Raw genomic sequence first — 23,070 nt, 5'->3', positions numbered from 1 at the left:
TTATCGATATACAATATCAATAACAGACTGCAACGATTTAAGAGGTGGTAAGCTTAGCCACTTGCATAGATCAATGAACTCCAGTATGTCCAGCCCCCGAATACCCTGTTCGATTTTGCCAAAGTAGCTATGAGGCTTGCCGCTGATCGCAGCCATATCGCGCATGGTAAGACCTTTAGCCTTTCGCTGCTCCCGTAACCAATTGCCGAGAGCAATGCGTTTAGAGCTGGCTTTTAAGTGGGCTTCACCCCGTTTAGGTTTGTACGCTTCTATTAGCTAACCTCCACCTCAAAAAAGAAATATGTAGTGGTCAACTAATTGCTTAAATAGCGCTATCTATTGTTTTCCGCGACCAATTCATGTACAGATAATCTATCTGATTACCAAGTTACAAACCCAAAAAAACATGGATAATGAAAAATAAAAAAATATTAATTATAACAAGTGCATACGATAAAACAGTCGACTTGATAATCTCAAGATATTCTTCAGCAGTTGAGTTTTTCAGGCTGGATGTCGATAACATGCTTGCTTACGATATTTCTGTTAGCGCGGATTTTTTTTCAATCAAATCAAGAGACACCTTTATCAATTCAGATTGCTGTAAATCCATTTATTACCGAAAGCCATCGAATAGCCAACTCCAAAAATTATTTGACAGTCCATACGATCAGTTCGCAGCAAAAGAGTTGTTTACCCTTATTGAAGGTATCGCAGAGATTTTTGATGGTCGTTGTTTGACAAAGCCATCGATAATGAAGCTTGCTAATAATAAAGTATATCAAGGCAAAATTGCGAAACTATGTGGGTTTAATCAGCCTACAGCTGTTATTACAAATAACATATCCAATATCTCCATTATTAGTGATGGGGATGTTGTCGTAAAACCTCTGGCAGTCGGAACTATAGTATTTTCGACCCATAAAGAGTTTGTGCAAACAAACCTGTACAATCCAGAATGTGATGTCGAGGCGTTAACGTTTTCACCAGCTTACTTTCAAAAGTATCAAAGTAAAGATTTTGAGGTTAGGTTGACTGTGATAGGTGGAAATTTTTTTGCAGTGAAAATACAGTCAACCAACTTAATAGACTGGAGAAAAAACGGAGCTGAGAATTTATACCAGCATATTGATACTCCAGATCCAATAAAGATTAAGTGCAATGAATACATGGAAAAGATGAATATGGATTTTGGCTGCTTCGATTTCATAGTTTATGAAAATGAGTGGTTTTTCTTAGAAATGAATGTTAACGGACAGTGGGCATGGCTTGAAGAAATGGCAGGCATAGATATCAGTTCAAAAATAGTGGAATACCTAAATGTTTAGCCTTTTTAAGTACCTAATAAACTTAAGCCCTGTCTTAAATTTTTCTAATGATAGTTCTTTTGGTTCTCTTAAAAATTTTCATGATTTTAGGGTATCAATTTTTGCCTTTCATAGTGGGAGTGTTATTCATCACATTCTAAGTTTCTCAATTTCAAGAGAACATCCATTTTATTTCAAATTTAGTTTTGTAAAATTAGTTAGGTTGGAAGATATTTATCATTACAGAAATGGCGCTGAGGAAGAGAAATTTGAGTTTTTTAAAAATGAGCTAGATGGAAAAGATCCTGATCAAATAGATATAATAACAGAGTTTCTGAAAGAAAAAGTCGCTGCGGCCAGAGAACCACTATCAGTATTGAATGACAAAATAATTGCCAATTTGTCCATTTTGACTGCTTCAGCAGCATTCGTAGGATACCTTTTCAGTGAGTCGGTGAAAGTAAGTATGACTAAGTGGCATCTAGCCTTTTTGTTTATAACTCTGTTACTTTTATCGCAAGCTTTCTGCGTTATATTTGATGGTATAAAAACAAGAAGCACATCGAAATCTACTGTCAAAGGCATTGTAGAGAATTCTACAAAGAGAGCTGTAGCGGAAAGTCTGTACTTTGATTTACTATTCACATTAAGAACTTCAAATCAACTTGCTACAAATGTATTAAATGCCAGAAAGTTTCTAATGTCTTTGTTTTTGTCGATGACCATATTGTTTTTTATGGTGTCTCTGGGCGGAAGTTTATCTGCAAATTTAACTGATGGAAGAGGTGGTTCAGGTATATATTTGAAAAGTGATAGTTTAGATATTGATACTGTTGTGTTATTTACGAAAGAGATCAAAGATTATAGAAAAGTTTTGGTTTTATGTCGCGCTGAAAACTTAAAGTGTGCTTCTCTAGCTGAATATTTAATATTAATCGGAAAGGACGTACATTTGTCAAGGGTTGAGGAATCCTTTATTAATGATAATAGTATCTTCATAAGTGAGGTGATTTAATGAAGCCATATGTTTTACAATATAGCAAAACGATTGCTTTATCTGGCTTGTTGGAAAGTGATAATAGTACCTTCCAAACGGACTCAATAGAGGCGACTGACGACGAGAATATCCAAATGGCTACTTTTGGAACGAACACCAATGAATCTGTTGATGATGATGTTATTTTCTCTGATACAACGACAATAACTAAAACGTTAGAGCAGATCGACGATGATGTGATCTCAATGCTCGGTACAACAAAGCTAACTGAGACTGTCGAAGCTGTTGATGATGATGTAATTTATAACGGAGTCGACAGAACTACGGTAACGAGAACACATGAATCAGTTGATGATGAAAGTATAGCTAAATTTAACTGATGATGTTTGCAGAGCTTGAGTCCCTAACTTAATACCAAAGCAAGGTATATTCGGAGGTGTTCATGAAGCCATACGTATTACAGTATAGTGAAGTGGTTGATACAGTTTTAAATAATGCACTTCTTGGGACTACTTACTCAACTGAGAGTACGGAACCTTCGGATGATGAAGTCTTGGTCTGCACTACAGTTAATACATTTACACTAGAGTCCGTCGATGACGAATCAATATATGATAGAACTCGAAGTAGACTATAGTTGGTATTGCTTTCTAAGGAGTTTGCGCATTAATGTTCTAATCGTATTTTATAAACATTTCATTTCAAATCTGGCTTAATGTCTGGAGTTTATTCTACCCTTATGAGTTTTAAACTTGCCAGAAACCTCTGTTGGGCCATACATTTTCTCATGAATTACCTCACACTTAGCAATTTCTCTTGCCATCGTATTATCAGAGGCAAAGCGCAGAGTATCTAGAGACAGTTCATTTGCCAATAAAGAGGTTGAAGCTATTAAAAGAACGAATAATAAAGATCTCAAACGAATAACCTTAGGAAGTTATAAACTCGGTAACTTATGAAAGTTTACCACCTACATTAATATCCTGCGGGATGGAAAAGCAAGTGTGTGCTTCACTGGGCTCAACTCTGTTGTCTAGAGTTGAGCCAGAAACAATAAGTGATTTTAAAGCTCTCCAATCTTCTTTATGGCACTGCGGAAATCGATACCGAGCCACTGACAGAGCTCCAAAAACTCCAGAATATCCAACCCTCGAATACCTTGCTCAATCTTACCAAAGTAACTGTGCGGCTTGCCGCTGATTGCAGATAGGTCGCGCATGGTAAGCCCTTTAGCGTTTCGCTGCTCCCGTAACCAATTACCAAGCGCAAGCCGTTTGGGGCTGGTTTTTAAGTGTGCTTCACCGCGTTTTGGTTTGTATGCTTCCATTAGCTTACCTCCACCTCAAAAACCCCCATATCTAGCCAGTAGGTTAAAAAGTTGTCTTCCCACATTGGGTAGATTTCTCTGGCGACTTCGATAGGGTAGTAGCCGGTCATATCCTGGAAGGTGCCCGCGATGAATTCAAAATCGAGTGATTTCACCAGCTCCGCACAATCACCAATACCGGCATAACAAAAGTCGGTGATGTAGCAGATGTCGTAACGGCCACTGGTGCCTGTCATCAGAATTTCTACCGGGTGATAGCCGCCATGTTCAGCACTGTATTTCGGGTCCCGAAAGTTTACGCAGACAAACTCTGCTAATGGCTCTCTGTGTGGCTCGATAGCATTGATCAGTGCATCGATAAATCGCTTTGAAACAGGCAAAGCTAAGCCCTCGTACTGAATACGCATAATGTTTACTCCTGAATAGATAGGGTGTTACTGAAAAATGTCGGGGTGGGTTTCTTGCAAACTGGTGTACTGGTTAAGGCCAATGATGATGTGGTCCAGTACCGTGATATCCAGTGTTTTTGCCGCATCAATGATGTGACGGGTAATGCGGACATCTGCCCGGCTCGGGTCGGTCTTCCCGGATGGATGGTTATGGATCAGCATCACCACTTTTAAATTTAGAATGACGGCGGTTCTTAGTACTTCAGCCGGTCGCACTGTAACGGCGTCAACACTGCCTGTGGCCACTACCTCAAAGCAGTTAATGTCATGCTGCTTGGTTAGGTTAACGACAATAAAGACTTCTTTCGTTTCATACTTCAGGTGGTCGAATAGTCGGGCTATGGCAGCAGGTTGATGCACTGGCATGCCGGTAATGTCGCAGTCGATTTCTTTGAACCGATACTTCACATCTATTTCGCGTAAGGTTGGCATTCCTCACCTCCAAAACCTTTTAAACTTTGGCCGGCACAGTGACCGGCCACATCGCATCACTTTTTATCCGTGGTTTTGGCTTTCTGTTGTTTCGGGGGTTTTGCCGGTGACAATTGCAATATCTGCGCATCCAGCTCACCAGTCTCAACGGCCTTGATGATGGTGCTAATGACGGTGGGTAAATCTTCTTTCTTACCGACATCAATCGCCGCTTTGCCTTTTTCCAGCTCAAGCGTTTTGAGCCCGACTTTGATTTCAAAGTAGTAGTGCTCGTTGTCATCAAAGTACCAGGGGCGAACCGCTTTACGTGTGCGTACGGTTTTGCGCTCACCGGTATCGGGGTCTTTCACCTTTTTATCCTTGTAGGCTTCATAAGCATGACCATCTAACATAGCCTGCGCCATCGCCTGCTGCTCATCCAGCTTTTCAATCAATTTTAGGCGTTTGCCTAGGATGGGTGGTTTGGGCTCAATTTTTGGGCGAGCGATAACCTTGAGCGAACTCAATATAGACATAGTGTGTTTTCCTTATGGTGTTGGCTTAGTGGCTATTGCACAAAGCCGATGGAGGTTTTAGGTTGCTTGCGGTTGTTTTCATCAGTCAGTACGGCAAGCGCTAACTGACGATGTTCGTGCGCTGCGCTAAAGCGCAAACGACGGGTTAAAAGTGCAAAATCGCCGGGTGTAAGTCTGCTAAGCGAACTTAGCTGCTCAGTCTCTAACGTTGATAGCGTTTGGACGCTCACAGTGCGCTTGTACAGCGTTAACACTTGCGGCGCAGTCAAGTAGTCACACTGCAGCTTGAAGTCAAAGCGGCGCAGTATGGCGCTATCCAAAGCCGTTTCGAAATTAGTTGCAGCAAAGAGCGGATAGCTAAAGCACTCAAGCTGCGCCAGCAGTTCGTTAACCACTTGCCGCTCATGGTGCATGTTTAGACGCTCCCGACTGGTCAGCAGGCTGTCGACCTCATCAAGCAGTAACATTTGGTTGTTGCGGTGCGCTTGCTGAAATAGCCTGGCGATTTGTTTCTCCGAGCCGCCCACATATTTACTCAGTACATCTGAGCTTAGCACCCGCTTTAACTCCCGCTTGTGCTGCTCAGCTAAATAATGCGCCAGCGCGGTTTTACCTGTACCGGGTGGGCCACTAATCAACACCCGTATAGGCGCGTTATTAGCCACGGCATGGTTTATCTGCTTTAACACGGATGCTGGTTGCTTGATGTTCAGTAGCGACATATCAAACGCTAGCTCTTCCTGATAGCGCATGGTGTCATCCCATAACCCACAGGCTGTGAGGCTGTTTTCAATCACATCATCTATAACGCCTTGTGCCAAGCTGCGCTTAACACCTAGTGTTCGTGCGACATGGGAGGCATTGGCTAATAGTGCCGGTGTCAGGTTTGGGGTTTTACTCAGCTGAACATGAAACTCACTACTTAGGCCTAAGCCTTTAAACTCTGCACGGCTCATTTTCTCCAGCACTTCGTCCTTGGGTGCATGAACCGGCATCACCAACTTAAAGCGACGAATAAAGCTGTTCTCTAACTCACCAACGTAATTGGTTATCCAAATGGTTGGCACCGCGTTTTGTTCAAGTAGCCGATGCACGGACTCTTTGGAGTAATGCGTATCAGCGCTATAAAACAGGCTTTCGCATTCATCGACCAGTAGCATCATGTCGCTGCCGCCCATTAAGCTTTGCAGCATGGTGATGTACTGAATACGCTGGGTGTCTGAGCTTTTTGCGCCAAACTCGTTAGATAAAAAGCCTTCGTCCATGCGCATATTGCGGGCTTCATAAAGTGGTATCGACAGACTTTGCGCCAGCACTTTGGCAAGGGCCGTTTTACCACTACCGGCCTCACCATAAAGCAGAATATTAACGCCGCGAATCTTTTGAATAATGGCTTCAGCCAGATACCCTCGCAGCAGTGCCACATCAACATAGCTAAAATCATCTGTGGTTAAATCAATCACTGAGCTTGGGCAGAGTACATGCTGCAATAGCTGCGCTTTGCTCTCGATATTCTCACTGGTCAGTACATACAGCATACTGACAGGTATCGTGATGTCCTGCAGCTCATTGAGGTAGCGGTCAACAATCAAAATGCCGTTTTGTTGCATGGCTGACAAACCAACACTCACATCATTAGCACTTAAACCGGACACGTTGCATAGCAGCTTCTCCAGCGCCTTTTCTTCAAAGTAACCGCCAGCAAAATCCACCAGCTGATTAAGCCCCTGATTGATATTTATGAGCACCAAAAAGCCCAGCGCAGGACCAAAGGCCGCATCAACGCCAAACAGGGTGCAAAGCGTTGCTAAGTTCTGCTTAACCCGGTCAGTAAGTTCAGGAGCCGTATCAGTAATGGTTAGGTGTTTAAGTGCTATCTCGGTATTAAGCTCTAAGTTGCCTTCAACCGCATGGCCGGTTATGCGCTTTAAGATAGTGCGATTCACGCTGGTTAGGTTGATATCAACATCAATCAGGCTAATCACTTCCCGAGCATAAAACGCGGCCAGATAATGACACGGCACTGGCGTTTTGGGTGGGGTAATCATGCTTACCTCCCGCTTTTACCGTTACCACTTCCATAACTCAGCGCTTTAGCCGCCTGCTGCATAAACTGCATATCACGCTTATCGTAAATGGTTGTGGTAGTAATCGACGCATGACCGACCATCTGCCTGACTGTGTTTAAATCGACGTTCTGCTCAAGCAGACGGGTAATAAAGGTGCGGCGTAAATCATGCGGTGAGGCATTCTCGACACCAATATGCTGTAACTTGTCTTTGATTAGCCTATAGACCAGCCAAACGCTTAACGGCTTATCAAGCGTGACAGCGCCACTCATAAACATCGAGCAAAATAGGTATCCCGGCTGCTTGGAGCGCAGTACTAACCAGCGCTGTAAATAGTTAAGGCACCAATCGGGTAAGAACACGGTGCGGGATTTATTGCCCTTGCCGTTACGCACCAGCAGAGTCTGCTTGTTGATATCCACATCTTTAAGCTGAAGTGCCACCAACTCGCTGCGCCGAAGCCCTGTACCGAGCAGTACCGCGAATAGCGCAACATTGCGAATACCGGTAGGGGTAATAGAGTGTTCAAGCAGGGTGAAGAGCGCCTGAACCTGCTGTTTAGTCAGCGCCGTGCCGTGATATTCGGCATGCTTTAGCTTACTTAAGCTGCTGAGCTGATTAAGCTGCTCGCTATCGGCTAGCTTCATCATCACGGCAACTTTGACTATACTGCGAATAGCTACTTGTGCGCGGTTAATCGAACGTGCTGACCAGCCAGCATGCTGAAGCAAAGCGCGTATCTGCAGCATGTCCTGATAGTAGATGCAATGAAACCGGCTAACATCATCTTCCGGCCAGTCCATGATTTTAGCGATGCTACGTAGCTGCGATGCAATAGACGCTCTGCTGTTAGCCGATAGCCTGCTTAAATAAAGCGAATACGGCGAAGCTGTACTCATAAGAGCACCTCGTTAAATAGTGATAATCAGAGTGAAATAGGGTGAGAAAGGGAGCGCAGAAGATAGCGCTACACTATGGTAGCGCTGGTGTTGGTGGAATTGCGAGTGGTATTTCTGACACGGTAATTTCAGTAATTTAGCGGGCAAAAGCGAAGATTTCGCTCACTAATTGATTGAGAACTGCTTTCTGCTCTTTCTTAAACCATGTCTGATTGATATGCATTTTGTACTTCTCAATGTTTTTAAACATGGCTTTGATCTGCGCGTTACGCATGGATTTACTTAATTTCTGCTTTTTCTTGATTGCCTCTTTTGACATTGGTTTGCCGTTCTTTTTGAGTTTTTTGGACTCAGACATAAGCGTTTTGATGACACCTTTTTTTAAAAAGTCGTTATGACAAGTTGGATACTCCAAGTAAATTAGAGGAGAATAGAATGTCTTCATCCGGAATAAAGACGAAATTGTATTTAGGTCAGGTAACTTAATCTCCTTGCCGTTGTTACCTTGGGGCATCATTACCCATTCCAACCTGACCAATTCAAACGGATTACTATCAGGGCCCGCTAAACCAGCTACGTGTCGTTGACGTTTGCTCAGCTGTTTTGCGATTTTGTTGTAAATTACAACACGAGTTTTGTTGCGAGTCCCCATGTAGAATGTTTGACCAATGCCGTCTTCAGGCTCTTTAGGTAGTGCAACGTATTTCTTAACGTTACTTTGAGCAACACACAACATTGGCGCTGGTATTCCAATAAAATCTAAAGCAAGGTCCACGCGAGTTACGTTCGCCTTGTCTAATGTCAGCTCTAGGTTTTTGAATACACCAGTGTCATTCAGACTGCTAAAAATTTCGTTAATTTGGCCTTTTGTAAATCGTGCCGGGTTAAAAGAGAAACGCAGAGCCTTACGCTTGCTTTTGCGAGCAGTAATCTTCGAACCATAAGAAAAATATATTGGTTCCGATTTAGTGTCATCTGTGTTTAGTAATCTGATGCGATAGGTACGGAGATAATAATTGCGCACCTTCGCCTCTGCTTTGTATGTCTTGTGGTTGCCGGTATCCATGACGGCATGCAGGCCATAATCTTCAATGTTATTTCCATCGAGAAGTGCATGGATTTTTCGCAGTTCTTTTTTACTCGCCGGGGCAGTAAAGTTGATTGAATCAATAACAGGTATTAACCCCCATGTCGCAGGCGTTGCGATTTGGCTGCGTAATAATGTGTCATAAGCATACAGGTGGTTAATTCCTACTTCTGGGCGTTGAGGCTCCGCACTATATGACATCTTAAGTGCACCCAGCTCAAATGCTGGAATAGGGTTGTCTGTTATGACATTTTGAAAATCTTCAACTGAAATTCCTTTGTTCATTGAGTGCCGAAAGGCACCCAATGAAGGTTGTAGGTCTTCAAAATGTTCAACGTCAATAGATTTCGCGTTAAACATAGGCATATTTAGGCCTCCAACAAATCTGTGTTAATTAACCAGTACACTGTCGGACGACCACCCTCTTTTGTAGCAGTTGGTTTTAACTGATAGGCAAGTTGGTATTCCTTAAGGATATTTAATAGCTCTTCGACTGATGAGGACTTTTTAAAGCCGCGCCACTCGTTTTTGGCAATCTGGCTAGCTGTAAATTTTTCCTTTGCAAACTTTGAAAACATAATGCGATTAAGCAGTTCCAGTGCACGCTTTTCTTGCGTGACCTCAGTGAAACCAAAGGCGATCTTAAAGTGCTCTTCATTTAATTCAGCGTACGCAGCCGCCTGTTTAATATCTTCAACTTCGATTTTCAGAGACTTAAAACCGCAGTTTCGGATGAACGCATTAGCAGTAGCAACTGAGAGAATAAACGAAGGACGCTTGCCAAATAGGCCTTTGAGTATCGCATTGGTTAGCTTGTCATTAATCCGAGTAGCAAAACGACTTTTTATTAGGCTTAATTCTTGTAGTGCTTCAGTAGTAAGGTAGGCGTCAAAGCGTTTTTCAGGATGCTTCGTTAAGTGTGTCAGCAAGGAGTTCCACTTATCGAAACTTTTGGTAACCTGAGCCGCGTTCAAAGTGATATCTTGCTCTGAAACAGTGTTCTCGTAAGCGATGATAGGGAAGCGCTGGATCAAGCCGTCATTGACTGAAATAACAATTTTGGAAACAACTTCAGGTTGCACAGCTCCAAGAATACTCAAGCGTTTGCCGCTCGTTTCGAATTCATGATATCTATTTTCGTAATTCTCAATACTGTTGCCGTCCAGCAGACCGATAAGGAACTCCTTCATTGGATTTCCAGCCTTTTGGGTGAGTGTCAGTAATTCGCCCATTTCTTCATGAACCATTAGTTGAGGATCATTAGTTTTTGAGACCTTGTGAACAAGAGATGATAGAGTGCACTTGCTGATGATAAAGTTCTTGCGGCAATCAGAATTTTTCCCTTGAGCAAGCAATGAATGGGCTTCAGCTTCTAGTTCCATTGCTAGTTTTGGATCTGTAGCACGAATCTCTTCAGCTTCGTCGATTTTCTTTCTGGCCTTCTTAAGCTGGATCTTCTCTTTTTCGATATCAAATATCGTCTTTTCTGAGTCACCGCGCTTACCTTGACGGATTAGCTTAATGGCATGTTCCAGTATTTTCTTGATTACAGGTGATTTATTAGTGCTTGGTTCTCCCACGATTAGTCCTGAGATATTTACTTCAACGTCATAAAAGTCGAAAGCGTTTGCTACCCGAACGACTAGAAAGCGGGATAACAAGTTACAAAGTACGACGTATAACCCAGCAGCGGCGAATGACAGCTTTGAGTCTGACAATGCTGTAATTGCCATAACGAAACGGAAAAGTGTTGATGGCATATGTTTTTCCGTAACTTTTGGTGGTTTCGGAAGGGCTGCCATTTCTAAAGCGTCAAGATTATGTTGTGCAATCTCTTTATCACTAGGTCCTTCATTCTTGGAAGAATTAGGTGAAAGTGCCGAAAAGCCATGTTCGGTCTGAGAGTTATTCTTTTTCGACGAAGAGCCTGATGAAGCATTTTCGATGGCAGCTTTGAAATCGAATTCTCGAATAGCACGTGATTTAGCTGAGTTTTCCTTTTTAGGAATTTTCTTCTGCTTTTCATCAGTACCTTTTTGACCTACTTCTGCCTTGCTTTTTAACGCATCTAGTTTTTGGCGCTTGGATTGCTGGCGTTTTAAATTGCTTGATACTTTCCGATTCTTACTCATTGTAATATACTCCGAAGCCTCGTTTGGCTTTCCTAATTTGCTGGATGGTCTTACCGACCGTTTTGTCCCGCACCATTGCTAAGACCCAACAATTATTTCATCCTGTGCAGAACCCACCTAGGCAGCACTAAATAACACCTTTACAGTTGCTTTAAGCCAGTATCCATAAGGCCTGCAGAGGATTTTTGCATTCACAGAAATATTTAGAATTTGCGTGCATTTTTAAACCTTATTTTGTTGCGAGTTATATCTATCAAGGCTTGCAGAGGTGTAGGAATTTATATTTATTTTTGAGTTAAGGTTCTATATGGTGGGCTTAATTGAAAAATGAGCTATTATTTTTGCTGATTTGAATTTATTACGAAAAGTCACACTTTCATTGATTTCTAAAAATCCAATAATAATCATTGACTTATTGCGCTTTTGGGCTAAAGGTTTAACGCAAATGAATAAGCAACATGAAAAAACACTACCGGAAATACTCTCAAAACCGGCAGATACTGAGAATAAAAAATTATTTAAGCCCCGAAAAAAGAGGTTAAAAAACGTCAAGTTGGCGACTAAAGAGAACCCAACGGTAGTGGTCCCTGAATCGGTTGACCGGCCTCTACTTCGAGAGGCGCTAAAGGATTCATTTCTTGCTCGAAATTTGAAGCTGGATAAAGGTCAGGAAATTGACTTTACCAAGCGAACATCTAGAGGTTTTGACTACTTTCAGATGAATGTGCTTTTCAACAAGTCTCTGACTGTGGCGGACGTCAAATTAGCTATTTATTTACACAATGTATTTTTAACACATGATGACAAGTTAGAACTTGAAGGATTTGTTTTTGTTGTAAGGCCGATGGCAGCTAATATGGAACTGGCGAGATCTTACGGGGAGCTAGGCGGGGTCTATATAAGAGATAATTACCTTTCTAAAGAGGCAACACTTTACACAGAGGATAACGACTTTAGGTACTTGATTGACTCAGCTAAGAATTTAGTTGGTTCTGATAGTCCAACTGATTTAACTAAAACACTTCAAAGACTTCATGGCTATGGTTATATCACTGTTACCGACATAACCCCTGAAACTCAGGCTATACCAATCCCAGGTAAAACTAAAAAATCTGGTGCTAATAGACGTGTGAGACTAAAGCATATAAGGCTTTGTAAGTGGATGGTATATAACAAAGTGTTCTGGCAGTTAAAAGGTATGTAAATTTATAAACAGGAGACTAAGTAACTAAGCTATTAATTTACATATTAACTATTGGTAATAATGCTAAGTGTTACATTAACCTATTACTATACAATGATATAAGTAATAGTTGTATTATTACATGTGGTTATATAGGTGTTGTATCTGCATTATTCCAGCTTTTTTGCTAGTTTTCTTCGATGGTTTCTAGGTATTTACCAAAACTAGCAGTGGTTGGTCAGAGGTTTTGACAGTTTTGACAGTGATAATCAGCTCTAAAGGCATTAGATATCCTGCTCGATTAAAATTGCTCCACTTAAAGCATTAAAAGTACTTGGTTTATCTATCTGAGTAGCAATGAGGTCATAGGGTATATTAGGCTGTAGAAGTGGCTGGAATTCACTCGGATCAGTGATGTTTTCATCCAGCCAACGGTCTACCAAAGCCATATCTATCGGCAGTAACAGTGGTGATGCCTTGCTATGAATATGCATCAGTTTTGGGTGCGGCGGTAAGGTTATCACGGAGCAAGACAGTGCGGTTTCGCCGGTATCTTTGTTAATCCACTCCTGGCACAGGCCGCCAAGTAAAATAGCGCCATCTTTGGCAACCATATCGTGGTAATGCTGTGGTTTGTTGTTCACATACTCCGTTTCGCCAAATCCCTTAGCTGGAATAACGCATCTGCTATGCCGGTATGCCTGGTAGCCTGCAGAGCCCTTAACATCTAACTTGTCATACCTAGTGTTAAACGAAGTGTACTTAGATGGCTTAAAGCCAGTAGCTGTTGGTTCTAATAGCAGCCACCAGATAGCGTTATCAATTCTGCGTATACCATCCTTCTGTCTAACAATACTGACTGGGTTAGTGGCACGGATAAAGCGGCTAAATATCTGACGTTCAGGGAACAGTTGTATCTGTAGCCCTTCGCATAGTTCTCTAACACCTGGATCATCAATAACGTTAAGTCTACCGCACATTAAGCTATATCCTACTAATAAGTTATTTTTTGTAGGCTTTAGCTTAGCGTATTTTTTATAATCGAAATCTGATAGAGAGCTTAATATTTTGGAATTATGGCCGATAAGTTCCGAATATAAAGCTGCTCTCAACATAAATCGCCAACTTAAAATTTAAATGTTTTTTTTATCTAAAATCAGTGATAAGTAAAAAACACCGCCTATAACTATCCTAAAGAACCATAAATTAAGTAAGTCTACAAATTCTGCACTATCATTTAATGCTCTGTAATCTATCCTTATTTCGCCAAAATATTTATATACATTAGCCGCAGCATATGCAATCAATCTTGGGTGGGATTCTTCTTCATTCAGTAAGCTTTTAAGTTTTTCTTGGTTTTTTATTCTATCATATATTATTTTTAGGAGCGTGCTCTTGTCGTATCCGTTTTCTTTTTTTATGAATGATAAGTCAGCATTAGAGTGCTGACAGCTGTAGTTTTTTGCTGAAAGGCGAATCGTGTCCATTGATGGCCGGCCTTCGCCTGTTGCAAGTCTACTGAATTTAATATGAATGTTAGGGCCGTCAGAAATATATGCAGTGGCATCATCACTCCAAAATAAACTAGAGTCAAAATCAATTTTTTCTTTATCATAAAGAGATAGCCGGTTAAAAATATAGATGCACTCTTTATTTGTTCTTTCAAACATCGCCAACTTTTGTTTTTTGTTGTAGTTCAAAATTTCTTGAAATTTTGGCGTTGTCTGGTATTGAGCATCACTAAATTGAACTGCTAGACCGCTAAAAATACCAGTTGCTAAAGCTGTCGAAATGGCTGTAGGTGTTAAGACGAAAATTAAACGAACAGTGTAAAAGTAAAATGGCCTTTCGACATTAATTAATAGTTTTCTTTCAATTTTTTTTTCAAGTTTGAATAAAGAATAAGTGAAATTCAAACAATTTATAAATACAGCCGGACCCAGTAATATAGTGTATAAAGTGTATGCAGAAGGTTGAGCATGGCCAGCTGCCCACGTCGCAAAAACTCCGAAATTTAATAAAACAATTATGAAAGAAAGTATCACTGACAGAACTGAGGGTTTTTCTATATTTGCTAAAGAGTTTGCCGTGCTGCAGACGCAAATGAAAATTAAATACCACTCTAGAAACTTAGCTATGAATAAATGCCAATCCATTTAGGCTAGTTCCTTACAGTTCATTAATTTCATAAAATCCCCCCTTCGCATTTATAATAAATAAACGCTATATGGGAAGGCCTGCTTAGCATAAACCTGGCTAAGATTTTTACTCTTCATTACTAACTTCTTTAAGGATTGAAAAATGTTAGAGGTGATTAATCTGTTTTAAAGTATAGAGGTTATTGTTAATTTGTCATGAAATTAGAGTTTTATATTATTAGAGTTTTTCCGCTTAGTACCTTAGTTAAAAACCAGCCATCACAGCAAACAGGTTGTGGCGATTTACCGGCAGCGCATGCAGATAAGCAGCGCCGGTTTCAAACAAATAGCTATCGCGATAAACGTTTATTGTCATTTCACTCGCTGAGGTTGAGAGTGATGCCGCCGCGAGACTGTAGGGCTATCAAATGGCAAGTTAGTAATGTCTGTTTTAGCAGGGGCAACTACAGTTAATTACTCACTGCGGTTATTACTTCGCTACCGGCAGCTCACGCCAATTAGTCGTGTAGGCCGGCGACAAAAGTTCACGCTTCATGCTCCAGTCCTGCTTAGTACCTTGGCTAGCAAACCAGATGGTATTAGCGTGTTTAGTGTTCAGATTGTCCATCAGCTGCATCAGTTTCTGATTTGACTCTCTCTGCACTAGTGGGTCATCGAAAAGGCCAGGCTGATAAACGCCAGGCTCGTAAAAGTCAGCCAACATCACACCGGCCTTGGCGTATCGATAGCCACTAACCCATAGCCCATCCATTAGCTGCATTGCCTTGTTCAGAAATATCCGGGTATCGCTGCTTGGTTTATCTAACTCGATACTCTTACTGCCGCTATAGGGTGCATCTTTATCGCTAAACGGGCTGGTACGAAGAAATACCGTTAAATGCTTAGCTTCTTGTTGTTCGGTACGCAGTTTCTTGCAGGCCCGGCTGACGTACTCGCTAATGGCCTCCTGCATTTGCTGTTTGTCAGTTATACGCTCACCGAATGCCCGACTACTGACAATCTGTTTTTTAGTTGGTGCCATCTCTTCCAGCGCCATGCAAGACTCACCATTTAATTCCCTGACCGTGCGCTCTACCACCACTGAAAAGTGCTGACGAATAAACTTCGGATCAGCATCTGCCAGCTGCAGTGCCGTATCAATACCCAGTTGCTGCAGGCGTTTGGTTAGCTTGCTGCCAATACCCCATACTTCATTAACTGGTAACAGGGCCAGTAGCTTGCGTTGCCTATCCTTAGAGGTTAAATCGACTACGCCACCGGTTTTCGGCCATGTTTTGGCTGCATGGTTAGCCAGTTTTGCCAGCGTTTTGGTTGGTGCTATACCTACGCAGACGGTAATGCCTGTCCACTTATGCACTACCTTTCGTACTTGTATGCCGAATTCGGTCAGGCTCTGGCTAAAATCAACACCGGTCAAATCCAAGAAAGATTCGTCAATAGAATATACTTCTACCCTGGGAGCCAGGCTTTCAAGGGTGCTCATAACGCGCTGTGACATATCGGCATAAAGTGCGTAGTTGGAAGAGAATGCTACTACACCATGTTTTTGCATTAACTCACGGACTTGAAACACAGGCACGCCCATTTTAATACCGAGTTTCTTTGCTTCTCTTGAGCGAGCAACCACACAGCCATCATTATTAGAAAGCACCACTACTGGCGTGTTCGTTAAGTCAGGCCGGAACAACTTCTCACAGCTGGCGTAGAAGTTATTACAGTCCACCAGCGCAAATACGGAGGGTGTCATTTGCGTTTCATTTGCCTAATAACGTTGGTCACTACCCCAAAGATGTTCAGCTCCTCACCGTTACGTGGTCGTATCGGTTTGTAAGCCGAATTGCGCGGTAACAACATAAGCGATGGCCGGGTACATAACTCTTTCACGGTAAACTCATTGCCTACTGCCGCAACCACGATATCACCATGCTCGGCATCTACAGAGCGGTCTACTACCAATACATCACCGTCATAAATGCCTGCCTCTATCATCGAATCACCCTCAACCCGAACAAAAAACGTGGCATTAGGGTGGCGAATACATAGTTCGTTTAAGTCTAGCGTTCGTTCAACATAATCTTGTGCTGGTGAGGGAAAGCCCGCCTTGACTGGATCGCTATAGAAGGGAATTTGTTGTTTCGGCCAGAAATCGGCGTTACCAATAAATACTGCTGACATACCCACCTCATATATGTATGGATATACAGTATATCAGCCAGGCCAGAATTGGCAATTCTGATACAAAGGAGTTTAATGCTCGCTCAGTTTGGTAACTGTGAAGTCGTTCGGCTTCTATCTATTAGGGAGCCTAAGCAGGTTAGTGCCTCCCTGTAAGAGCTATAGGTTTCGCCAACTTGATACCACTGATTACACAAATAGCCGGGTAGTAATAGGAGTATTGCTTGTTTATCGCTGGCTGGTTTGAGTTTTGCCAAAGACGGCAAGTCATGGCCCACACCATTCCATTGCTGCAGAAGTTGCACTGCCTGTTGCTCAGTGACGCGCTGATTATCCATAACCAAACCTTAAGGGTGAATTATTGGTTAAAAATAGATTTACAAAAGGTTGATGTCAAATAGCTCAGATACTAGAATGCGGTCAACTGTTGAGAGATATAGGGAGTAGACTTCAGGATGAAACCAACTACCGCAAACAACTTTCCTGCTATGCCAATGCCACAACGCCCGTTGAACCCAAGTCCACTCGAAATGGTTATCTATAACTATGAGGTTAAGGCTCGGGCGTTTCATCTTGAGCGACACAAAGCAGCACCCAAAAACGAGTGCCAACTATCAAAACTGCAGCGGATTGCCAAGTGTGAGCGTGATCAAAAACATCTACGGATGGAGCGTCGGAAAATCGCAGCCCATGTTAGATTGCAAACGCAACTTACAGATTACCGTGCTGCTAATAAGCTGAAATCCTCGACTGAATTACAGGTTGAGGAGCACCACCCAACAAAACGCCTTGTTAGAAATATGCGAGCCGTAGGCGAGGTGAAGCCGACATCGTTTCACGAAGCCCACCATATTATTCCAGGCAAAGGTCGATATTTAAAAGTGGATATGTTGACGTGTCGCCTGAACTTACATCAGTACGGCATTGGTATTAATGATCCGGTAAACGGCGTGTGGCTCCGAAACTTTGTCCGAAATACCCCGGATGATTGGGCTACCCCTGATGCCCCAGCTCACCGCAAGCTGCATACCTATCAGTATGAAGAGTGGATTAGCGATTTGCTGTCTAATGACAATCTGCCTGAAGCACTTTATTTAAATCGACTTCATGCTGTTAAAGTGCAGCTTAAAACTGGCACGCATCCAGTCAAAATCCTCGAAGAGAAAAGAAGTAGTTAACTATGAGCACGAAAGTTTATCGCTTAAAACGAGAGATTAATTTGTACGAAGTGCCGGATTTGGATCTGATGCAAGTTGCCGAACTGATTGGTGATACAGATTTAAAGTTGGTTCGCCGGTTTGTCAGATTGCACGAGACTATTAAAGATCGTTGGGTGCAACCAGAATGTACTTTAAGCGAACCTTTTCAAAACGGAACACCGTTACCTGACGTATCCTTTTGGGGTGGCTTCTTACTGCTGAACAGTAAAGCGAAAGAGTGCCTGATGCCTTTAATTGCGAAAGACGGTGAGTTATTGCCGCTAATAATCGAGGGTGTCCACTATGACTTTTTTAACTGTATGTCTGCAGGTAAAGAGCAGGCAGAGTTATGCTTAAAAAAATATCTGGACGGGTTTGAGTGCGGATTAGAAACCCTTGTCTTTGATGAAAATAGCCTGCAGGATTTAAACATTTTTAAATCTGAGCTTGAAGGTTATAAGGCGCTATTCGTATCTGAAGCGTTTAAGCAATGTTGTGAAAGACACCATCTTACTGGTGTGCGGTTCGACGAAGACTTATTAAACATATTTTGATGAGGGGCCAATAGCAGATATGGAGTGTAGTTAAACTGCCCGAGGCCTTAACCTTGGGCAGTATGGTAAACCGTCAGCAACCAAGATCAGTTTTCAAACCACCAACCTGGCCTTCGACAGCTGGTTCTTTATATGACGGTAGCGACGGCATGATGTTTAAACCGGTACGGGACTCAACCTGATTAATCGTCACTTCTCGAGGGCAAAAACTCGCAGAGCGGCTTAAGTTCTGCTCCATGATAAAAGCCGATGCCTCTACCCAACCTGCATTGTCGGTAATCACCACTTTAAAGTAACCTGATGGGATGATGTGACTTTCATCCGCACCCGGTAACGTACCGAAGTACCACTCATATAATGGGCCTGTTACGACATAAACGTCCTGGCCGGTGCGAGCAAGGTTCCTGACAGCAGTTTCCAGTTTCACCCATGCACCCTGATTCAGGTTGGCCGACTGCGGCGTGATATTAGATAAGTAATTCGTCATAGCCCAATGCGCTGTATTACTAAAAGCAGCCAGCGGCACCTGATGGCCTCGGTCAGTACCAAGCACCGCAGCCGTGTCAGTGTAGTCTGCTGGTTCAAGGGTATAAGCTGAATTGATATTTGGATCTGCCTTCCATGTCCGGGTACGGCTTGGACCATCGATAGTATTCTTAGTCACTTTATAAGCCACCCAATTCGCAAACTTAGTACTGCTGTTGTTTTGCAGGGTGTAGATAGGACGCTCAATTGTTTGGCCTGATTTACCGGTAGGGCAGCCATAAACACAGTTTGCAGCGAACGCTTGAGATGCTGACAGAAATGCCAGTACTGCTAACACGAAGGTAGTTTTGATTTTCATTTTGATGCCTTTCTCTGGTTAACCAGAAAGCATCATGCGCAGAATTTGTTACTTAGTGATGACTAAAGTTTGTACAGAATTATAAGACGTAGTGTTACTTGTCTGTCCCATCAGAATCAGACACATCATTGTCAGGCAGTAAATCTTTTGCATTACATTCAAGGGCTGTTGAGATTTTCAATAACGCTTCAATACTTACATTCACCTGGCCGCGTTCTATGCGACTGATGTAGCTCAGATCGACACCCGCAGCATGACACAGCTCCAGCTGCGTTAGCTGCTTCTGCAGACGTCTGCTCTTCACGTTTTGCCCAAGGGCGTTAAAAAACTGCTTACTCATCAAAAGCCTCATAAATTTAGGCGACTATGATGATTTGCCCTCTTGCGGTCTATAGATTATAGTCCTAGGCATATAATCCCAGTAAATGTAAGGACGTTAAAAATGCTAAGTAGTCGCTATAGATTGGCAGTGCTGCCATTGATAATGCTGTTAGTTCAAAGTTGTGGTGGAGGAGGTGACAGTGGAGGCTCAGACACAGGCACAGATGGCGGAACAGGTGGTGGGCAGACTCAGAAATATCTAGTTACAACGTCTGTCACAAGTGGTGGCAGTCTCAGTCCGACGCAACTAGAGGTCGTTTCTGGACAGTCTGGTTCTTTTACCGTATCAGTGAATGACGGATACAAAATAGATAATCTCAGTGGTTGTGCCGGTACACTAAGTGGCAGCACATACACTACAGGTGCAATTACAGCTAACTGCCAGGTTAGTGCTGCATTTGAGCGTAAGACGTATACCATATCTACTAGTGTTACAGGCGGTGGTGAGATATCACCAGATGGTCTTAGTATTGCACACGGAGACACTGCAACATTTACATTAACCCCTGATATTGGCTATGAGTTAACTAGCGCTTCAGGTTGCGGTGGTGAATTGGACGCAAATAGCTTTGTTACCACAGCTGTCACTTCAGATTGCGCTATTAGTGTGACTTTTACCGAGCAAGGTAGTGGTGTTGTTGTCGGACGCTATATCGACAATAAAGACGGCACTGTAACAGATACAGAAACTAATCTTATGTGGCTAAGGTGTGCTTATGGCATGACTTGGCAAGATGGTACTTGTACTGGTGAACCGATAACTGTGCTTGCAGGACTTGCAAATCTTGTTGACTATGATGATGAGAACTATGATGACTGGCGCGCACCTACAGTACGAGAATTGCGCAGTTTAGTTTACTGCTCCTCAGGAGATCCAAGTTACTGGCTTGGTTCTGAAAATATCACTTACTATCCGGCTACTGGTAGCATAATTTGCAAAGGCGATTTTACTGCTCCAACTATTATCGAGACTGCTTTTCCAAATACACCGAATGTATTATTCGGTTTTGCTGCTAATACTGGTTACGATTATGTCGGCTTTAAAGATGGCAGAGTATCTCAGTTTACTGGGCAGTTGTACGTAAGATTTGTTCGAGATATTAATTAAGTAATAGCACTACAGGCACATATCGTGCGCAAAGGTTTTGAATGCGATATGTGCAATAGCCTCTTTATATCCTCAAGGTTCTCCTACAAATGACTCTTTAAAAGATAAGCTCAGACGATTTGCGTGTTAATAACGGTTAAGTCCATATTTACGATATGCGTTTGAGATTTTGTTGGTTATGATGTTTCCGCTTGAGATGTTAGTCTAGGCTACAAGCTTATGATCAAAAGCAAGAAATTGAATTAGCCGGTTAAAGGCTAATTATTTAATTACCCGGCATTCTGTGTCGGGATTTTTCTCTCAGTTGAGAGATTTTGCAGGAAGTAAATAAGTCCCCAACCCCTGTACAAATCCCAAAGGATTAAGTAATGTCGATTCTATTAGATAAACGCGAGTTAAAAAAAGCTGCAAAGGAATTGTCGCTTGTAAAACTGCAGGACGTTATTGCAACCTTAAACACAGTAATAGCAGAGCGAGAGAAGGAAGCTGAGATTATTGGTCAGCTTGAACAGCTGGCAAAGTCGCAAGGCTTCACGCTTGAGCAGCTGGGCTATAAATTGAGCAACGATGTTATAGGCTCAGATAGTCAGCAAGATGACCCGGCCTCAGGGAAACGCCCAACAAAACCAAAGTTCAAAACCATCAACAAAGATAAGCAATATTTCTACGTAGAAGGCGGCCAGCTAAATTTACTGCGCACCCATACCATGAAGAAAGGGCTACAGGAGCGTGGTGTCGAAGTATTGCCTGTGTCTAAGGTTGACAAGAAACATGCAAAGCAAGTTGATGCACTAATTGCAGAAGCAACAGCGCAAGCACTGGAAAACTACAACTCAAAAGTTGATGCCTGGAATGAATGGGCAGCAGCTAATGGTGAAGAGATCTTATCCAAGAAGTAACTATGTTTTGGTGCCTAGCTGAGCTGGGCACCTGCTTTCCTGCAATACCTCTATATATCCTTCCATGTAATACGCTGCTATTCATATGAACTAGCTTTATTCAGATTCAGCGATAAAGAAGCGCACACAACTCAATAGTGTTGCATTAGTGTAAAATTTAGCTAATGTAGTGACAGGATATCTGAAATTCACTATGTTAGTGACAAGGTATGCACTTTGTCGCTGATTTAGCTAAAAATCTGCACTTTAACAATCATTAAAATGCAAAACTAATCTCTAAGAGTGTAATAAGAGTCTATGGGGACTTTGGAAGTGCTATGAGTATTTTTAGTCAATTAAAACTAGGTGCTAAATATAGCAAAAGCGACCTTTCCATTTTATTTAATGAGAGTTCACTCACCAGTGTTCGAGAGGGTGTTTTTACCTGCAAGAACTCAAACTCTTACTTACTGTTTGTGGATCTTCAAAAGGAAGGTAAAGAAGCGCGGTTCCATTTCAATGATTATTTCGAAGAAGATTTTTTTCATTGGGATTCTCAGACAACACAGCACATTGATAGTCCCAAAATTAGGCAAGTAATCAATGGAGAGTTAGAGACGCATTTGTTTGTTAGGGTAGTGCAGAGAGTAAAAGGTAAGACGCAGCCATTCGTATACTGTGGTCGACTAGAATACGTCGAGCATGATGAGTCTACCTCTAAACCTGTGCATATTGTGTTTGATAGCATTGATTATGATGATTTTACAGATAATGAAGACTTAATAGATATCTACATTTGGAAACCTGAAAAAGTTGGAATGAGTAGCTCAGCACATTTGACAAAAAAAGGTGTCATTTCTAATAAACGAAAAGGTAGCTACAAGCCACCAACTATTACGGAGAGACAAGGTTTAGTAACATCGCGCGTAGGGCAAGGCTACTTTAGACGTCAACTTATTGATAAATTTGATAACAAATGTGCTGTGACACGATCTAAATTACACAAAATACTAATTGCTAGCCATATCGTTCCTTGGAGCGAGGCTACTGATAAAGAGCGCCTAGACGTAAACAATGGGCTACTTCTCTCTCCGCTTTATGATGCACTTTTTGATAAGAATTTAATTAGTTTTGATGAAGAGGGAAGGATTTTATTGAGTTCGTGCATAGCGGAAGAAATACAAGCGCTTAACATTGATGTAAATGCCAGGATTAAGATTGACGCAGAAATGGAGCACTACCTTAAAAGACATCGCTCCAAGCTTACATGATTTTATTTGTACACATAGTTAGTGTTTTAAAGTTTTGGTCAGTTGTTATGCATCTCGCAAACCGCTGATTGGTGGTACAACATCTCTATGATGTTTAAGCCAAA

The 23,070-nt window shown here is 42.1% G+C and carries 24 protein-coding genes; 9 read left to right on the top strand and 15 right to left on the bottom strand.

The genetic code is table 11. From position 1 onward, the window contains the following. Complete coding sequence (locus AC5SV9_RS07645; RefSeq protein WP_475148328.1) at positions 1-216, bottom strand: helix-turn-helix domain-containing protein; 216 nt, start codon at positions 214-216, stop codon at positions 1-3. Between the two features lie 197 nt (positions 217-413). Here AC5SV9_RS07645 and AC5SV9_RS07640 point away from each other — a divergent pair, with 197 nt between their 5' ends. Genes AC5SV9_RS07640 through AC5SV9_RS07630 form a run of 3 tightly spaced genes read left to right on the top strand, consistent with a single transcriptional unit; the run spans position 414 to position 2,684 of the window. Continuing rightward, the gene (locus AC5SV9_RS07640; RefSeq protein ID WP_475147741.1) at positions 414-1,328 is read left to right on the top strand and encodes an MvdC/MvdD family ATP grasp protein; all 915 of its coding nucleotides are present in this window, start codon (positions 414-416) and stop codon (positions 1,326-1,328) included. After that, on the top strand, positions 1,321-2,322 hold the full coding sequence (locus tag AC5SV9_RS07635; protein WP_475147739.1) for a hypothetical protein: 1,002 nt from the start codon (positions 1,321-1,323) through the stop codon (positions 2,320-2,322). The genes AC5SV9_RS07640 and AC5SV9_RS07635 overlap by 8 nt, the downstream gene beginning before the upstream one ends. Beyond that, positions 2,322-2,684 (top strand): hypothetical protein, encoded by a 363-nt coding sequence (locus tag AC5SV9_RS07630; RefSeq protein ID WP_475147737.1) that lies wholly within the window; start codon positions 2,322-2,324, stop codon positions 2,682-2,684. The genes AC5SV9_RS07635 and AC5SV9_RS07630 overlap by 1 nt, the downstream gene beginning before the upstream one ends. A 683-nt stretch (positions 2,685-3,367) precedes the next feature. Here the strand turns inward: AC5SV9_RS07630 and AC5SV9_RS07625 are convergent. The 8 genes from AC5SV9_RS07625 to AC5SV9_RS07590 form a co-directional block, all read right to left on the bottom strand. Next, positions 3,368-3,631: a helix-turn-helix domain-containing protein gene (locus AC5SV9_RS07625; protein WP_475147734.1), complete on the bottom strand. Its 264-nt coding sequence runs from the start codon at positions 3,629-3,631 to the stop codon at positions 3,368-3,370. After that, positions 3,631-4,038 (bottom strand): DUF2787 family protein, encoded by a 408-nt coding sequence (locus AC5SV9_RS07620; protein WP_475147731.1) that lies wholly within the window; start codon positions 4,036-4,038, stop codon positions 3,631-3,633. Before AC5SV9_RS07620 ends, AC5SV9_RS07625 begins: the two co-directional genes overlap by 1 nt. A 27-nt stretch (positions 4,039-4,065) precedes the next feature. After that, positions 4,066-4,512 (bottom strand): JAB domain-containing protein, encoded by a 447-nt coding sequence (locus AC5SV9_RS07615; protein ID WP_475147729.1) that lies wholly within the window; start codon positions 4,510-4,512, stop codon positions 4,066-4,068. A 56-nt stretch (positions 4,513-4,568) separates the two neighbouring features. Further along, positions 4,569-5,027, bottom strand: coding sequence for a DUF6641 family protein (locus AC5SV9_RS07610; RefSeq protein ID WP_475147727.1), 459 nt, complete (start codon positions 5,025-5,027; stop codon positions 4,569-4,571). Positions 5,028-5,059: 32 nt separating this feature from the next. After that, positions 5,060-7,075: an AAA family ATPase gene (locus tag AC5SV9_RS07605; RefSeq protein ID WP_475147724.1), complete on the bottom strand. Its 2,016-nt coding sequence runs from the start codon at positions 7,073-7,075 to the stop codon at positions 5,060-5,062. A gap of 2 nt (positions 7,076-7,077) precedes the next feature. After that, positions 7,078-7,995, bottom strand: a complete 918-nt coding sequence (locus tag AC5SV9_RS07600) for a tyrosine-type recombinase/integrase (protein ID WP_475147721.1) — start codon at positions 7,993-7,995, stop codon at positions 7,078-7,080. A 136-nt stretch (positions 7,996-8,131) separates the two neighbouring features. Further along, on the bottom strand, positions 8,132-9,448 hold the full coding sequence (locus tag AC5SV9_RS07595) for a hypothetical protein (RefSeq protein WP_475147719.1): 1,317 nt from the start codon (positions 9,446-9,448) through the stop codon (positions 8,132-8,134). A 2-nt stretch (positions 9,449-9,450) separates the two neighbouring features. Then, the gene (locus tag AC5SV9_RS07590) at positions 9,451-11,214 is read right to left on the bottom strand and encodes a DUF3987 domain-containing protein (RefSeq protein ID WP_475147717.1); all 1,764 of its coding nucleotides are present in this window, start codon (positions 11,212-11,214) and stop codon (positions 9,451-9,453) included. Between the two features lie 445 nt (positions 11,215-11,659). Between AC5SV9_RS07590 and AC5SV9_RS07585 the strand changes: the two genes are divergently transcribed. Next, on the top strand, positions 11,660-12,418 hold the full coding sequence (locus AC5SV9_RS07585; RefSeq protein ID WP_475147714.1) for a hypothetical protein: 759 nt from the start codon (positions 11,660-11,662) through the stop codon (positions 12,416-12,418). Between the two features lie 263 nt (positions 12,419-12,681). Here AC5SV9_RS07585 and AC5SV9_RS07580 read toward each other — a convergent pair whose 3' ends face one another. The 4 genes from AC5SV9_RS07580 to umuD form a co-directional block, all read right to left on the bottom strand. After that, positions 12,682-13,512 (bottom strand): SOS response-associated peptidase family protein, encoded by an 831-nt coding sequence (locus AC5SV9_RS07580; RefSeq protein ID WP_475147712.1) that lies wholly within the window; start codon positions 13,510-13,512, stop codon positions 12,682-12,684. Positions 13,513-13,530: 18 nt separating this feature from the next. Further along, positions 13,531-14,553, bottom strand: a complete 1,023-nt coding sequence (locus AC5SV9_RS07575) for a hypothetical protein (RefSeq protein WP_475147710.1) — start codon at positions 14,551-14,553, stop codon at positions 13,531-13,533. Positions 14,554-15,025: 472 nt separating this feature from the next. Beyond that, positions 15,026-16,303 (bottom strand): translesion error-prone DNA polymerase V subunit UmuC, encoded by a 1,278-nt coding sequence (umuC, locus tag AC5SV9_RS07570; protein WP_475147707.1) that lies wholly within the window; start codon positions 16,301-16,303, stop codon positions 15,026-15,028. Next, the gene (gene umuD, locus AC5SV9_RS07565; protein WP_475147704.1) at positions 16,300-16,731 is read right to left on the bottom strand and encodes a translesion error-prone DNA polymerase V autoproteolytic subunit; all 432 of its coding nucleotides are present in this window, start codon (positions 16,729-16,731) and stop codon (positions 16,300-16,302) included. Before umuD ends, umuC begins: the two co-directional genes overlap by 4 nt. A 455-nt stretch (positions 16,732-17,186) precedes the next feature. Between umuD and AC5SV9_RS07560 the strand changes: the two genes are divergently transcribed. Next, positions 17,187-17,909, top strand: coding sequence for an AHH domain-containing protein (locus AC5SV9_RS07560; RefSeq protein WP_475147701.1), 723 nt, complete (start codon positions 17,187-17,189; stop codon positions 17,907-17,909). A 2-nt stretch (positions 17,910-17,911) separates the two neighbouring features. Beyond that, on the top strand, positions 17,912-18,484 hold the full coding sequence (locus tag AC5SV9_RS07555; protein WP_475147699.1) for an imm11 family protein: 573 nt from the start codon (positions 17,912-17,914) through the stop codon (positions 18,482-18,484). A 73-nt stretch (positions 18,485-18,557) separates the two neighbouring features. On the opposite strand, the gene AC5SV9_RS07550 is transcribed toward AC5SV9_RS07555, so the two are convergent. Then, on the bottom strand, positions 18,558-19,328 hold the full coding sequence (locus AC5SV9_RS07550; protein ID WP_475147696.1) for a DNA/RNA non-specific endonuclease: 771 nt from the start codon (positions 19,326-19,328) through the stop codon (positions 18,558-18,560). Positions 19,329-19,422: 94 nt separating this feature from the next. Then, complete coding sequence (locus tag AC5SV9_RS07545) at positions 19,423-19,668, bottom strand: helix-turn-helix domain-containing protein (RefSeq protein WP_475147694.1); 246 nt, start codon at positions 19,666-19,668, stop codon at positions 19,423-19,425. Positions 19,669-19,770: 102 nt separating this feature from the next. Between AC5SV9_RS07545 and AC5SV9_RS07540 the strand changes: the two genes are divergently transcribed. From AC5SV9_RS07540 to AC5SV9_RS07530, 3 genes are all read left to right on the top strand, one after another. Continuing rightward, positions 19,771-20,817 (top strand): DUF1566 domain-containing protein, encoded by a 1,047-nt coding sequence (locus tag AC5SV9_RS07540; protein ID WP_475147692.1) that lies wholly within the window; start codon positions 19,771-19,773, stop codon positions 20,815-20,817. 368 nt (positions 20,818-21,185) lie between these two features. Next, the gene (locus tag AC5SV9_RS07535) at positions 21,186-21,716 is read left to right on the top strand and encodes an H-NS family histone-like protein (RefSeq protein WP_475147690.1); all 531 of its coding nucleotides are present in this window, start codon (positions 21,186-21,188) and stop codon (positions 21,714-21,716) included. A 317-nt stretch (positions 21,717-22,033) separates the two neighbouring features. Next, on the top strand, positions 22,034-22,966 hold the full coding sequence (locus tag AC5SV9_RS07530) for an HNH endonuclease (protein WP_475147687.1): 933 nt from the start codon (positions 22,034-22,036) through the stop codon (positions 22,964-22,966). Positions 22,967-23,070 lie beyond the last annotated feature (104 nt).

Source organism: Rheinheimera sp. ATLC3 (assembly GCF_059429535.1).
Note: the sequence above shows the minus strand (reverse complement) of the source record. Positions and strands in the feature narration are given on the sequence as shown.